Source organism: Vaginella massiliensis (assembly GCF_900089075.1).
Classification (GTDB): domain Bacteria; phylum Bacteroidota; class Bacteroidia; order Flavobacteriales; family Weeksellaceae; genus Weeksella; species Weeksella massiliensis_A.
In genome coordinates this window covers 1,187,600-1,202,643 of record NZ_LT593746.1, presented here as the reverse complement: position 1 = coordinate 1,202,643, position 15,044 = coordinate 1,187,600, and the positions used below count along the sequence as shown (strand labels likewise).

Annotated in this window: 12 protein-coding genes; 3 read left to right on the top strand and 9 right to left on the bottom strand. The window is 38.7% G+C overall.

Features of this window, described 5'->3' with window-relative positions:
• Positions 1 to 7 precede the first annotated feature (7 nt).
• The 5 genes from BN8061_RS06960 to BN8061_RS06940 form a co-directional block, all read right to left on the bottom strand.
• Positions 8 to 1,471, bottom strand: coding sequence for a RagB/SusD family nutrient uptake outer membrane protein (locus BN8061_RS06960; RefSeq protein WP_094745882.1), 1,464 nt, complete (start codon positions 1,469 to 1,471; stop codon positions 8 to 10).
• 4 nt (positions 1,472 to 1,475) lie between these two features.
• Positions 1,476 to 4,532: a SusC/RagA family TonB-linked outer membrane protein gene (locus tag BN8061_RS06955; protein ID WP_068597693.1), complete on the bottom strand. Its 3,057-nt coding sequence runs from the start codon at positions 4,530 to 4,532 to the stop codon at positions 1,476 to 1,478.
• A 121-nt stretch (positions 4,533 to 4,653) separates the two neighbouring features.
• Positions 4,654 to 6,264 (bottom strand): SusD/RagB family nutrient-binding outer membrane lipoprotein, encoded by a 1,611-nt coding sequence (locus BN8061_RS06950; protein ID WP_068597690.1) that lies wholly within the window; start codon positions 6,262 to 6,264, stop codon positions 4,654 to 4,656.
• Between the two features lie 11 nt (positions 6,265 to 6,275).
• A complete protein-coding gene (locus BN8061_RS06945; RefSeq protein ID WP_068597688.1) occupies positions 6,276 to 9,479 on the bottom strand; it encodes a SusC/RagA family TonB-linked outer membrane protein in 3,204 nt (1,067 codons plus the stop codon).
• A 281-nt stretch (positions 9,480 to 9,760) separates the two neighbouring features.
• Positions 9,761 to 10,540, bottom strand: coding sequence for an SDR family NAD(P)-dependent oxidoreductase (locus tag BN8061_RS06940; RefSeq protein WP_068597686.1), 780 nt, complete (start codon positions 10,538 to 10,540; stop codon positions 9,761 to 9,763).
• A 382-nt stretch (positions 10,541 to 10,922) separates the two neighbouring features.
• Between BN8061_RS06940 and BN8061_RS06935 the strand changes: the two genes are divergently transcribed.
• Positions 10,923 to 11,519 (top strand): ribonuclease HII, encoded by a 597-nt coding sequence (locus BN8061_RS06935; RefSeq protein WP_068597684.1) that lies wholly within the window; start codon positions 10,923 to 10,925, stop codon positions 11,517 to 11,519.
• Positions 11,520 to 11,584: 65 nt separating this feature from the next.
• Here the strand turns inward: BN8061_RS06935 and gcvT are convergent, their stop codons facing one another.
• Positions 11,585 to 12,661 carry a glycine cleavage system aminomethyltransferase GcvT gene (gene gcvT, locus BN8061_RS06930; protein WP_068597997.1) on the bottom strand — a complete coding sequence of 359 codons (1,077 nt, stop codon included), beginning with the start codon at positions 12,659 to 12,661 and terminating at the stop codon, positions 11,585 to 11,587.
• A 103-nt stretch (positions 12,662 to 12,764) separates the two neighbouring features.
• Between gcvT and BN8061_RS06925 the strand changes: the two genes are divergently transcribed.
• Together BN8061_RS06925 and BN8061_RS11975 are read left to right on the top strand one after the other, a co-directional pair.
• Positions 12,765 to 13,463, top strand: coding sequence for a YiiX/YebB-like N1pC/P60 family cysteine hydrolase (locus BN8061_RS06925; protein WP_094745881.1), 699 nt, complete (start codon positions 12,765 to 12,767; stop codon positions 13,461 to 13,463).
• 16 nt (positions 13,464 to 13,479) lie between these two features.
• Positions 13,480 to 13,641 (top strand): hypothetical protein, encoded by a 162-nt coding sequence (locus BN8061_RS11975; RefSeq protein WP_162270410.1) that lies wholly within the window; start codon positions 13,480 to 13,482, stop codon positions 13,639 to 13,641.
• A 5-nt stretch (positions 13,642 to 13,646) separates the two neighbouring features.
• Here the strand turns inward: BN8061_RS11975 and BN8061_RS06920 are convergent, their stop codons facing one another.
• From BN8061_RS06920 to idi, 3 genes are read right to left on the bottom strand one after another with little or no spacing between them, the layout of a single operon-like run.
• Positions 13,647 to 14,093, bottom strand: a complete 447-nt coding sequence (locus tag BN8061_RS06920; protein ID WP_068597682.1) for a peroxiredoxin — start codon at positions 14,091 to 14,093, stop codon at positions 13,647 to 13,649.
• Positions 14,094 to 14,096: 3 nt separating this feature from the next.
• A complete protein-coding gene (locus tag BN8061_RS06915; protein WP_068597681.1) occupies positions 14,097 to 14,507 on the bottom strand; it encodes a 6-pyruvoyl trahydropterin synthase family protein in 411 nt (136 codons plus the stop codon).
• 9 nt (positions 14,508 to 14,516) lie between these two features.
• Entirely contained in the window at positions 14,517 to 15,038 is a 522-nt protein-coding gene (idi, locus tag BN8061_RS06910; RefSeq protein WP_068597678.1) for an isopentenyl-diphosphate Delta-isomerase, read from the bottom strand.
• Between the last annotated feature and the right edge of the window lie 6 nt (positions 15,039 to 15,044).

The following is a 15,044-nucleotide window of genomic DNA, read 5'->3' as shown; positions in this document are numbered from 1 at the left end:
GATAATATTATCTATTGGCATTTACTGAAGCGTCAATATTTGGGTTACTATCGATTTCAACTTGTGGAATTTTCAAGATTAATAGTTTATCATTTGGAGCAATATTCAATATTTTTCTATGATTACCTGTTCTTGTAATTCCTCTTTGTAAACGTTTTGCATCAAACCATTCTACTCCGTTTTCAGCATATAACTCTTTACGTCTTTCTAATAAGATCTCTTCTAACAAGGCATCTCCTGATAAACTTTCATTTGCAAAACCAGTATATCTAGTAGCTTTGAAAGCATTGAGGATACTTTGTGCTTCAGAAGTTTTCCCTTGTCTATACGCAGCCTCAGCAGCAACTAATATTGCTTCTGGCGTTCTGATTACTGGAGCTGATGCAGTAAATGCAAATTTAAACTTGGTAGTTTTCCAATAACGCACATCAGTTTCTGGTAATTGAGAAGATGTTTTAGTAATAGCTTGCTTTCTTAGATCGTTATCAGCGAATTTCGCTACAAAATCTGAATTTAAGAAACCATTGTTATACCCTACCCCATAGTCCATAAACACGTGTGGTGCCATGTAGTAATAATTTGTCTGGTCGCCAGTTTGAGGTAAAGACCATAACCATTCTTTGTCTGTATAAAGATCAAATCCAGAAGGTTTGAATGTGTCAACTGTATGCAATGCAGCTGCTACGTCGTTACCGTAAGCAAGTTTTGCCATTGATTCTGCTTTAGCCCACTCTTCCATAGACAAATATACATTTGCTAACATTGCTGCAGCCACTTGTTTATTAATCCATGAGCTATCAAATCTTGCTGTTGGTGCATTTGCTACAGCATCTTCTAAATCTGCAACAATCTGTGCATATAACTCTTGCAAAGTTCCCATTGGCTTACCATCGAAGTTAATCTCTGTGTACACAGGTGGCGCTACAGCTTGAGTATCAAACTTATAAGCGTGATTAAATTCAAGAGCTAATTGGAAGTAATAGAATGCTCTTAGTGCTTTACCTTGAGCTATCAAATTGCTTTTTTCATCATCTGAAAGTCTATCAGATGAACTTACACCATTGATGAATTGATTTGTTTTAGCAATCATCGTGTAAGGGAACTTCCATGTAAACCCTGTACGACGGTAGGTAGGTTCGCGGTTATCGTGCTCATAATCTGCACCATACCAGCTACCACTCAATTGTATGTCTGAACCTTTTACAGAACGAGCAAAGAACATTGAATATAGTCCACCCACATCTGTAGTTGGACCACTAAGTTGACCGTTTTCTGTCCATTGTGATCTTTGGAATCTTAACATACCCGCCATTACAGCATTTGCAGCATCATAGGATGCATACGCTTCGTTTGGTGTGATAGCCCCTTCTTCGGCTGGAGAAGGACCGTCTAAATAGTCATCCATACAAGCTGTAGAGGCAAGCATTGTAAGCGACGCTAATGATAATATTATATATTTTTTCATTTTCATTTTATTATAGTTTTACATTTAATCCTAAAGAAAAGATTCTTTGTTGATAAGATCTACTATTTGTGGTACCTGCTAAACTTTGTTCAGGGTCAATACCTTCGTGTGATTGGAAAGTTAACAAGTTATCTCCTTGGAAATAAACTCTCAATCCTTTAATTCCAATCTGATCGATTGCAGATGCTGGTAAATTGTATCCTACGTTCAATGCTTTCAATCTTAGATAATCATTTTTGAATAAGAATCTTGTCGATTGTGAATTCACATTATTGTTTACAGTAGATAATTTTGGAACATCTGTTACATCTCCAGGTTTTTGCCATCTATCTTTGATATCTGTTGACCATTGGTATCCTGCATTATTACCACCGTTCATCAATCCAGCATAGCTACTATCGTAGATATATGATCCTACACTGAAGTTGAAAAGTATATTCATGTCAACGTTTCGGTATCTGAAGTAGTTCGAGAAACCTCCTTCGAAATCTGGTAACGATGATTTATCTTGCAAATAGCGTTTAGCTTCTGCATACTTTTTGGTTGTAACTTTATTTCCATTAGCATCATCTTTATACCACATTGGCATACCGTCTTCTGGGTCTACACCCGCCCATTCTTGGATATACCAGTCATAGAGTGAGTTTCCTACTTCCCATAGTTTTGTACCGTTGATCATTGATTCGACACCGTTCAATTTTGTAATTTCGTTTTTCACAAAACCTAAGTTGATATTGGTTGTCCATTCAAAGTTTTCGGTATTAACGTTGATAGTGTTCAAATTGAACTCTAAACCGTAGTTACGTACAGATCCAATATTCGACAATATAGATGCTTGCCCAGTTCCACTCCAAGGAACATTAACACCCATAATCAAATCGATTGATTCTTTGTTGAAGAAGTCTACCGATCCTGAAATTCTATTTTTCAAGAAACCAAAATCTAATCCAACGTTTGTAGAAGCTGTTTTCTCCCATGTAATTCCTACATCTGGTAAGTTCCCGATATTTACACCAGGTTGATCAAGTTGTGACCATCCAGCATAGTAGCTTTGGTTGTAAGGGAAGTAAGATGATGTAACATTGTTACCAACTTCACCGTAACTAGCTCTTAATTTTAAGTTATTAACGGCATCAGAATCTTTCAAGAAATTCTCATTACTAATAACCCAAGATGCTCCAACTCCAAAGAAATCACCCCATCTCACATCTCTATGAAAGCGAGAAGATGCCTCTTTTCTATAAGATGCTTCTAAGTAGTATTTTCTCATATAGTCGTAACCTACACGCGCCATGTAACCTACGTTTCTTTCGCTAGAAATATAACCACCGATTAACTCAGGTGTAGTTGTTCCATCTAAAACATGGATTCCATCTAAGAAACCTGTACCTCTAGCATTTACATACTCGTACTTGTACTCGTAGGTTTCCATAATCCCATCTACTCTCAATCCATGATCACCAAAACGCTTATCAAAGTTCAAGCTATTGATCATACTTCTTGTTGTAGAAGTGTTTCTTTGTTTACCGATTCTTCCACCTACTCCTGCTGCGTTACCATATCTATTGCTAGACCATTCACTAAGGTCATACATATAATGTTGGTAAGACAATGACGATTTTAATGATAAGTAATCTGTAAAGTTAATTTTTGCGTAACCGTTAACATTCATGTTGGTACGTGTATTTCTGATTACATAACCTTGGTATAATGCACCTGGTGCACTTTCGTTACTCAACAAAGGTCTTGTACCATTAACTAAATATGCTCCGTCTTGTCCGTAGTCATAAATATAATTTCCGTTAGAATCGGTTAATAATTCTCCCAATTCATTTCTTTTATATAATGGATAGATGTTAGCGACAGAATAAATCCACTGGATTGGAGATTGGTAAGAGTTTGCATCCTGTGTAGGATTGTTTGATCTACTCACACCAACCAATGTGCTTACTCCTAATTCTAACCAATCTGTAGCAAAACTTGTTACGTTACCTTTAACTGTAGTTCTCTCAAATTTTGAAGTTTGAATAGATCCTTCTTGGTTCAAATAGGTAGCACCAAAGTTATAGATTGCATTTTCATTACCACCGTCAACATTGATACCATACTCTTGTCTAGTAGCAATATCATTTACGATGAAGTCTCTCCAGTTAGTATCCCACAATAGAGAAGCTCCTGGTACTACGTTACCATCTTGATCGATTGGCTGTTCTACAGAACCATAAGGGTTGTATCCAAGGCGAGAAATTAATGAACTAGAAGCTGTTGCTGCATCTGAAGTATTTTTGATTGCTTCCCAAGTATATTTCATGAAGTCTTCTGCTCCTACAGTGTTATGCATTTTCACTGCTTGGTTTGCAAGACCAAATTGTGTATTAAAACTTACTTGTGGCTTACCAGAAGATTTACCTTTTTTAGTTTCAATCAAGATCACACCATTTGCTCCACGAGCACCATACAGCGCAGTTGATCCAGCATCTTTCAACACGTTGATAGATTGAATCATATCTTGGCTGATCATTGAAATATCTCCATTAAAAGGAACTCCGTCTACAACGATTAGTGGTTCTGAAGAGGCGTTGATTGAACCAATACCTCTAATTCGTATAGTTGGTTTTGTACCTGGTTGTCCACCAGAAACAATCACATTAGCCCCTGGAACTGACCCTTGTAAAGCGGTCAAAGCATTAGTTGCAGATTGTTTTTCCAACACTTTTTCATCTACTACTGCTACAGATCCAACTATTGCTTCTTTTCTCTGTTTACCATATGCAACAGAAACCAGCACTTCTTCTAGGTCTATGCTTGAGCTTATCACTCCCAAATTAGAAGAAGTAACTTTTACTTCTTTTCCGTTTACAATTAAGGTATCTCCTACTTGTGCATCAATATCGAAGTTACCATCCATATCGGTATAGACTACTTTGTCTGTACCTTTCACCGAAACTTCTACATCAGATTCAGGGAAACCATTCCCGTCATTTACTGTACCTCTTACTTGCGCAAACAAAGCAGACCCTAAGAGGAATGCTCCCACAAAATAAAGGCTTTTTAAATTTCTCCTCATTTAAGTTTATTTTAAAAAGTTTTCGCCAAATATAACTTATTTTTAACATTGACAAAAAAAATACGTGTTAAAACTGCGTTCAACACGTATTCTATATAAATTAAACGATTAACTTTAGAAATTATCGTGAAAATAACAATTTAGAATCAATTTCATCTCCATTCGATAATTTACTAATCGCATCTCTATATGCCGCTTGGTTGATAGAGGCTTCTGTTATCGGATAACGAACTCGATCTGGTAGATCGGTTGCAACTACACTTCCAGATTGGTTTGGTGTAAATACATAGGTATTGCCATTACGATCTACGGTTGAGGCTCCTGGTAACAACAAGACATTACCATTTGGATATCCTGTTCTGCGATACTCTGCCCAAGCCTGATCTGCCTGCATGTAAAACGCAATGTATTTTTGCGTAAGCACATTCTCCATATTTGCTGCTGGCAAAGCTGCGATATAAGCTGCTGCTTGTGCCGCTGGTACTCCCCATTTATCCATAGAAGCTTGCACCCCATTGATGTAGTTTGCTTGGCTCCATCCGTTAATTTCCGATAAGATGAATTCTACCTCTGCATACTCCATCAACACCTCTGCATAAGTATCTTTAATGACAATTTTAGAGGCAAACGATGTGTTTTCTAAATCTTGATTATCTTCTAACAAATCATCGGTAAGCGCATAAGGCATTCCTTCGTAATCTGCCGGATTATCAGATTCTGTATAAGATTGAAACAATCCAGGATTTTGCACATTCATTAATGTTGATGCTTGTTTTGGTGCAGCATACTTGAATAAGCGTGGATCCAATCCAAAGTTTTTAGCAGATTCTCCTTTCAACAACTTGATGAATTGATTGTTGACCATAAAGTCGATACGTGAACTCACGTAGAAAGTTCCCCAGAATGGTGATCCTTGAGACGATCCTGAACCGAAAGCCAAGGTTGCGTTATCATCATTTGAGCTAAAAACCCCTTTCGCAATGGCGTCTGTTATATGGGTATTGGCAGATGGAATTTTAGCTTTTACACGATTGGCAATACGCAAGCGTAATGAATTGGCAAATTTGTACCATTTGGCTGCATCGCCACCATAGATGTTGTCACCCGAAGAGAAAACAGACGCATTAAGATTCAATTGTTCTGCAGCCTCCTGAAGCTCTAGCAACATGTTTTCGTAAATTTCTTGTTGTGTTGCATAAACTGGTCTTGGGTAATTGTCTACATCTAATGCTTGGAAGTTAGGATTGGTTCTTCCGCTATAAGACCAATAAGGTACATCGCCAAAATGCGTAACCAATTGATCGAATGCATAAGTCATCATGATTCTACTCGCCGCAATCTGGTTATCTATATCACCGTACAATTCCATATTAAACGAAGAGTCTTCTGCTTTGAGGATGATGTCTTTGAAGTTCATCAAATCTCTGTAGATATTCAACCAACCATTGCTGGTTTGAGAATCGCGATATTGGTATTTATCTTCCTCGAGGTAGTTGTATTGTGTCGAATACTGCATCCATGGCAGGGTCATTCTTCCAGACCACCAACCATCGCGGGTGTTGTACATCAAATGACGAGTTGCACCATTGAATATGGTATAGGTCGGCACTACCTCTGGACTGTTTGGATTGGTGTTTATTTCTTCAAAGTCACTTGTACATGAAGTAATCATAGGAGATGACGCTAAGAGAAGCAAACCAAACACTGCTATTTTATTTATTTTTTTTCTCATGTTTACTTAGTTTAAAATGAAAGTTTCAAATTCATACCGATTGTTCTTGTTAATGGAACAGATCCACCTTCAATTCCTTGGATGTTTCCAGAGCCTGCTGTTGCAATCTCAGGGTCAAATCCGTCTCTGTCTAATCCCCAGGTCGCTAAATTTCTTCCGAATATCGAAACGGTAACATCAGAAAAAGGACCTCTCAATCGATCTGGGAAGGTATAAGAAAGCGTTACTTCTCTCAACTTGACATAAGATGCATCGAATATGTTCTGTGTATCTGGTCCAGAATAGAAGCCAGATGCCCAAGATACTGCCGAGATGTTTCGGGTGTTTGGTGCGGTATTGGTTACGGTGTAGGTTCCGTCTGCATTACGCGTTACGCTACCGGTTACCCCATCTAAAACGATTCCGTTTTCACGTATACCGTTTGCTGCAGTTTCTTCTAGCATACCCGAGTACATCCCCCACATGTGAGTTGTTGAGAAGAATTTTCCTCCTTTTTGAACATCGATCAACGCACCAAGTGAGAATGATTTATAGTTAAAGGTATTACGGAATCCCATGTTGTAATCTGGCAATACCGAGCCTAAGTTTTTAACATCAGATGCTACGTATCTTCCGTTTGCTCCTACCACTTTGTTTCCTTGGTCATCGTATATATAGTCTGTACCACGAATCTGACCGTATTTTTCACCTTTCACCGCATACACACCAACTTTGAATGGTGCTGTACCAATTGTGATCAAGTCCAATCCTTCATACAAAGATTCTACACGGTTGTCATTGGTAGCAAAATTCCATACCACATCCCACGAGAAATCTGCTGTTTGCACTGGAGTCACTCGGACAACGGCTTCAATACCTTTGTTTCTCAACACACCGGCATTGTACCATTTAGCATTTACCCCTGTCGATGGCGAAACTGAGTTCAACAAGATGATGTCTTTAGTTTTTTGATCGTAATAAGTCACATCAAATCCAAATCGGTTTTTGAACATACTCATTTCAATACCAACCTCCCAAGAATCTACCATTTCTGGTTTCAGATTCGGATTGTTTTTATTAATGTTCAACAAATAGTGTGGCACACCATTAAAGGTTAAGCCTGCATTTGCACCATTGAATGAAAGTGAGTTGGTATAAGTATCGATCAATTGATAAGGATCGGTATCACTACCTACACGTCCCCATCCTCCGCGTATTTTACCAAAATTCAACCAATCTGCTTTCAATGCTTGAGAGAAAACGAATGATCCGGTAACAGAAGGGTAGAAATAAGAATTATTATCAGCTGGTAGCGTCGACGACCAGTCGTTTCTTGCCGTTACATCTACAAAGAATAGATCATAAAATCCAAAAGACGCCCCTCCGAATACCGAATTTACACGTTTATGAGATTTATAATTTTCTATAACTGGTGTTTCGGTCGAATTCGATAGGTTATACAATCCGTCTACCACCAATCCTCCGGCTGTCATCCCGAACATTCTGTCTTGTTTTACATCACGACGGTTCATACCTGCAAAAGCACTTACACTAAAGCTATCCCATTTCTTATCGTAATGCAATCTACCTTCGTAGTTCATTTCTGTGAATTTTCGTTCGGTAAGTTGGTAGCTAGAAGTTGCTTGCGAACCAATCGCAACACGCTCTTCGATGCTCAGATCATAATGGTCACCATAGATTGCGGCTTGGGCATACAAGCCTGGTAAAATATCGTATCGTAATTTGAAGTTACCAAAGAATCTATCTCGTAAATCGTCTGAGGTGTTTTTATTAATTGTCCAGTATGGATTATCAGAATAAAGCGGAGTTCCATTGCTCCAAGACACCCGGTTCCATGAACGTTGAGTACCATCTGGTAACTGATAATTTTTCAGACGGTTCATATCGAGGTTTCGTTGACCCCATTGGTAGAATTTTTGAATCACCGAGTTGTCTCCGTATCCAAATTCAGGTCGGTTGAAACCTTTTGTACGCACATAATTGATATCCGATTCTACTTTAAATTTTTGAGCGAAAGTAGCATCGATACCCAAACTTAAATTTGATTTGTCTAATTTACTATTCGGAATTACCCCTGTTTGATGAACATTCCCAATAGAGAATCTTGCACCAAGGAATTCGTTTGCCGATGAATAGCTCAACGAGTTGTTGAATGCAAATCCGGTGTTATAGAAATCCTCTACATCGGCTTCTGGCGCAATCCACGGTCTTGTTTTCAGGTAATCTTTTGGAAACTCAGGGTCAAATGCATCCCAATGCAACACTTGTTGCCCTTCGAATTTTGGCCCCCAAGACTCGTCCATCGAGTAGTTCACAATTTGGTAATCTACGCCCCCAATGTTCACCGTTTGAAAGGTGTTAGAAGATCCACCCCCGTACATGCGTTGTAGTTTTGGGCTTGTCGCCACTCGTTCGAAAGTTACTCCTGTATTCACGGTTAAGTTATCACGGTTTCTTTTAGATCTTTTGGTGGTAATCATGATCACTCCATTCATACCGCGCGAACCATATAACGCAGATGCAGCAGCACCTTTCAACACGTTGATCGATTCGATATCGTCTGGATTGATATCAAATGCACCGTCACCGTAATCGCGTCCTCCCGAACCACGAGCTGTACCCGTACTATTGTTGTTCGAATTCGACATCGGAACACCGTTCACTACAATCAACGGTCTATTCTCCCCTGTCGCAGAGCGAATACCACGAAGTATAATTCTTGTAGACCCTCCTAGGTTACCAGAGTTGTTGGAGATTTGTAAACCTGCAACATTCCCCGACAAGGCATTCAAGGCGTTGTTTTGTCTCGATGCCGTCAACACATCACCACTAACTTCTTGTGTAGCATACCCCAAAGATTTCTTTTCGCGGGTGATTCCCAATGCAGTTACCACCGCACCTTCGAGCTCGATTTCTTCACCAAAACCTGATCGCAAAGAAACGTTGTATGAAGCATTCGAACCTACTACAAACGTTTGTGTTTGCAAGCCGAACGATTCTACTGTTACGCTTTCACCTTCGTTAGCTTCAATACTAAATCTTCCGTTCTCATCTGTATAAACTTCTGCGCCACTTGCAGTTTTTACAACCGCATCGGCTACTGGAAATCCATCAGCATCTGTTACCGTACCCGTAACAGTCTTTACTTGCGCAAAAATTGTCGACCCTAAAAGTAGCGATCCAATCAAGAACAAGTTTTTTAAATTTCTCCTCATTTGCTAATATTTTTAAAAACTTAATTCTAAGTTAACAAACTTTTTTAATATTAATTAACTTTTTTTAAAAAAAATTTTGTTAAAGTTATAAATTAAGTCGTAGATGAGTAAAGAAACAGAGAGAAATCAGCGGTATTTTAACCGTATTTGCAGTAGAATTTCAGGCTTGTTTGAAGATTTTTTTAGAAGGCTTTTTTCAAAAAAATCCTTTGCGTATGGCTTATTAAAACCATTACACAAAGGACGAACAATATCAAAATCTAGAAATTATGAAATGCAATTTACATGGTAATCCCGCCGTCTACCGCAATTGCCTGCCCCGTAACCTTAGGCGATTTTGCAATAAACAACACGCCTTCTGCAATGTCTTCTTCTGATTGATCCACACCTTGCGGAATGATTGTTTTCTTGTTTCTTTCCCAAGATTCTTCTTCGGTTTCGCCTGGTAGCTTCCAACGATCTGCAATTCCGCCTTCGCCTCGCCACATGCCCGTTCCGACAATTCCTGGGCAGATACAATTAACGGTGATTCCTTCCAAAGCAACTTCTTTTGCAATACTATTAGAGAATCCGATTACCGCAAATTTAGATGCTACGTAGTGCGAAATATGCGCCATCCCCATTTTTCCAGCAATCGACGACGTGTTGATGATAGCTCCCGATTTTTTGGGTCTCATTATCTCCAACTCTGCCTTGGTACACAAGAAAACACCTTTGGCATTGATATCCATTACCCTATCCCACTCTTCTGGCGAAATTTCATCTATTCCGCCGATTCCTACAACGCCGGCATTGTTTACCGCAATGTCCAACGTTCCCCATTTGTTCACAATATCATTGAGTGCAGTTTTCACAGAATCGTAATCGGTCACATCCAAAGCAAGCCCCATAACATCGGCTCCTTGCTCTTCTAGAGACTTCACCGTTTCGTCTACCAATTCTTTTTTGATATCGGCAATGGCTACTTTACTTCCTTCTTTCACAAAGGCTTCGGCAATGGCTTTTCCGATTCCTCCGCCTGCTCCTGTGATGAAAACTACTTTTCCTTTTAATTTTTCCATATGTTTCAAAATTTTAAAATGACCAACTTGTACAGTTCGATTGAGAACTCAAAAACTTAATTTTATCAAATCGATATTATTCTTGTCAGAAATCTATTCCAAAAATGTTTTAAACCGAATTACTTTTATCACTACTAATTTACTTAAAAATCGAGTGAAATAAAAGTTTTAAAAGCTAATTAAACTTTATAAAAGCGTTAAAAATTTTCTATTTTTTTTTTTGATTGAATCGCTGAAGCGAACAAATGATAAAAAAACATGCCTTGATCTTTTTGTGTAACTTGTTCGACGAAACGAATCAGGAAGTTTTTTAAAATAAAAATTCTAAAAAGATTAAATTGCGCCTCGATTTTTTTTTAGGATAGGAAAAAATTTTTTTGTCATGATAAAAAAGCTCACCCATCATCAATACGAATGCGGTTGCGACGAAGCCGGAAGAGGTTGCCTTGCTGGACCGGTAGTGGCAGCAGCGGTAATTTTTCCGAACGATTTTTTCGATTCGGCTATCAACGATTCTAAAATGCTCACAGAAAAAAAACGCAATTTCCTGCGTGAGCTTATCGGTACAAAAACGCTTTCGTCGGCCATCGGGTTTGTAGATCACCACGAAATCGACGAGCTGAATATTTTGAACGCCAGCTTTGTTGCCATGCATAGAGCCATAGAAAAACTGAGCGTGAAGCCAGATTTTATTATTGTAGACGGCAACCGTTTTATTCCCTATCAAGATGTTCCGCACCAATGCATTGTGAAAGGCGATGCCCAATACATTGCGATTGCAGCGGCTTCAATTTTGGCGAAAACTTATAGAGATGAATACATGAAAAAGATTCATTTAAAATACCCGATGTATCATTGGGACAAAAACAAGGGATATCCGACCAAAGAGCATCGAGAGGCTATTAAGAAATACGGCATCAGTCCTTTTCATCGGAAAAGTTTCAAACTCTTCGATACCCAATTGGAACTAACTTTTTAATCGATAAAAAACGCTCAAACCTTTCAGCTGAGCGTTTTCTTTATTTTTTCAAGATTGATTAAAATTTAGACAAACGGAGTTTTTACAACCTCTGCCAGTAGATTTCGGTCTCTGATTTGAATGCGAATGGTGGTTCCTACCTTTGCAAAATCGGTATGCACATAAGCCAATCCTATTCCTTGTTTCAGCATTGGCGATTGCGTACCAGAGGTTACTTCGCCCACGGTGTTCACGTTGTCGTCTACCACTTTATATCCTTGGCGTGGAATTCCTCTTTCAATCATTTTGAATCCGACCAATTTCTTTTCAATGCCATTCTCTTTCTGAATTTTGAGTTTATCCGATCCTATAAAATCGGTATCCAACTTGGTTACCCAACCCAAACCAGCTTCAAGCGGCGTTGTTTCTTCGTTAATATCATTGCCGTACAAACAATATCCTTTTTCTAATCGCAAAGTATCGCGCGCAGCCAATCCGCAAGGCTCTATCCCAAAATCTTTACCTGCCGCCAAAACTTTTTCCCAAATACCTTCTGCCTGATCGTTGGCAAAATAAATTTCGAATCCGCCCGAGCCAGTATAACCTGTAGACGAGATGATAACGTTTTCGAAACCAGCAAAATCCCCAACTTTGAAATGATAAAAAGGAATCTGACTCAAATCGAGGTCGGTCAACGATTGCATTGCTTCTACCGCTTTAGGACCTTGAATCGCCAATAGCGACATTTCGTCCGAACGGTTGGTCAGCTCTACCCCGAATGTATTTTTTTTGTTCATCCAATCCCAATCTTTATCAATATTCGCAGCGTTTACCACCACCATCCATTCGTTTTCTGCCAAACGATAAATTATCAAATCGTCTACAATGCCACCTTGCTCGTTGGTCATCGCGTTGTATTGTGCTTGTCCAATGGCAACTTTCGGCACATCGTTCGAAAGAATATGTTGTAAAAAATCAGCCGCTTTTTCACCTTTTACAAAAAATTGTCCCATGTGCGAGACATCGAATACGCCTACTTTTTCGCGCACAATAAAATGTTCCTGATTCACACCTGCATACTGCACTGGCATTTCGAAACCTGCGTACGGAACCATTTTTGCCCCTAAATCTTTGTGTTTTTGATTGAGTGCCGTTTTTTTCATTTCTTTTTGTTTATTTTGTTTTTCCAAAAATAGCAAATTATAAAAAGATTTTTAGCCTTTCTTTTGTCATGATGAATTAAATTTGCTCGAATTCTTTATTTCAATGAATAGGAACGTTATAAAAATATTTTTAGTAGGATCGATTTTAGGTTTATTTTTTCAATGTCATCATCAGAAAGACATTCAGCGCGCTTCGCCTAACACCCTTGCTGCTCACATCAAAAAAATTGGCATGAAAGATTTGCAAAACGGCGACCTGATATTTGTGGGTGCAAACACCAAAGAACTTTCGGGCGCTATAAGTAGGTCTACCAAAATCTCTGAGCTTGTCAACTACGACCACGTAGGTTTGGTAGAAAAAGACGGGCATTCTTTCTTTGTTTTGCATGCTGCTCCAGAGGGCGGGTCGCAAAGAGAAAGTATAGAAAAGTTCTATTCTACGCAGACCAAAAAGAAAAACATAATTGCAATTTATCGACTAAAAAACGATTACCAGCGAAGCATTCCGCGAGCAATTGCAAACGCTAAAACGATGTTGGGAAAACCATACAATTGGCTCTATATCTTGGACGACGAGCAATTGTATTGTTCAGATTTTATAGAAAGAGCTTTCAGGGAGGATGAGATTTTTGAGCTGATTCCAATGAATTTCAAAAATCTAAAAACGGGAGAAGTTGATGATTTTTGGATAAAATTTTATTCCGAAAAAGGAAAAAAAGTTCCGCAAGACGAGCCTGGCACCAATCCCAACCAAATTGCCTCTTCAGAGAAATTAATCCAAATTGGCGAATTGATTTTATAATATTATCCTTGGCTTTATGAGAAAAAATCTAATTTTAGCGGCGCTTTTCTTCGTCATTTTCTTGGGTCTGAAACTGATTTTTGATCAACACGAACTCGGCATACAAATCCTTCACAGTACCATCGCAACCGTTGCTTTTCTTGCATTCCGGATGATTTTCAGAAAAAACAAAAACTGAACGAATTACAGTTTTTTCAACGTTTCTAAAGCTTTGTTGATGTGCAGATGACCGTCTTTGAAATCGACAATCTTTTCGACCAAATACCCTTCTTTGTTGAAAACATAAGTTTCTCTTGGGTAAAAAAATAGAAATTTCTTTTTGAGGTTGAAGCGCTTTGCCAAATAACCTTTTTTGTCGCTCAACAACGGAAAATTGAGGTGGTGTTTTGTTGCAAATTTCTCGTGTGTTTTTGGCGATTGGTTGTTGACTCCGATCAAGATGGCATCGAGTTTTTCGAATTCTTCTTTCCAATCTCGAAAACCGCAAACCTCTTGGGTACAAACGGAGGTGAAATCTTTTGGATAGAAAAAAATAACCATGTTTTTTTTGTACAAAAACTCATCAGAATTGAACCAATTTTGTTTTTGATCGACAAGCGAAAAGCTTGGTAAATGTGTGCCAATTTCCATGATTTATTCTCCAGAAAATTCAACAAAATTACGGGGCGTTTCGTACAAGGTTACCTTCAGATCGAGATGATTTTCCAATTTAGCTTTTATTTTCTTCCAAATCACGATGACGATATTTTCTGCGGTCGGATTCAAGGTTTTGAATTCTTCCACATCAAGATTCAGATTTTTATGATCCAAATATTCCTCTACTTCGACTTCGATAATTTTTCGTAAATCGTCTAAATTCATCACAAATCCAGTCTCCGGATCCAGTTCGCCACGCACGCTTACAATGAGTTCGTAATTGTGTCCATGGTAGTTGAGATTGGAGCATTTACCAAAAATCGTTTTATTTTTTTCGTCGCTCCATTTGGGGTTGAACAAACGATGTGCTGCGTTGAAATGTGCTTTTCTGCTTACCGTAACTTTCATACCGGCAAATTAATAATTTTCTTGAAGTTGAGCGAGGTATTGATCGAAAATAATTTTGAACCAAGCGGTAAAAATCGTTGGGTTTTGTTCCATTTCTGAGATCAGATCTGGAATCGAAATCCATCGATACGCCATTACTTCCTCTGAATTAGGTTTAGGCTCGCCGTTGAAGGTCCCCACAAAAACATGATCCAACTCGTGCTCGGTAAGTCCGTTCTCGAAATTTGCTTTGTAGATAAAATGAAATTTGTATTCCAACGAAGTTTCAAACCCCATTTCTTCCAAAAGTCTTCTATTTGCCGCCTCGAGATAAGTTTCGTTTTCGCGCGGATGGCTGCAACAAGTGTTGGTCCATAAACTTGGCGAATGATACTTATCGGCGGCTCTTTGTTGCAAGAGCAATTCGCCCTTGTCGTTGAAAATAAAAACCGAAAAAGCCCTATGCAGCAATCCTGCTACATGCGCTTGTTGCTTTTCCATCAACCCTAAAACTTCATCGTTCGGGTTCACCAAAACCACAAATTCTTCCATAGATAC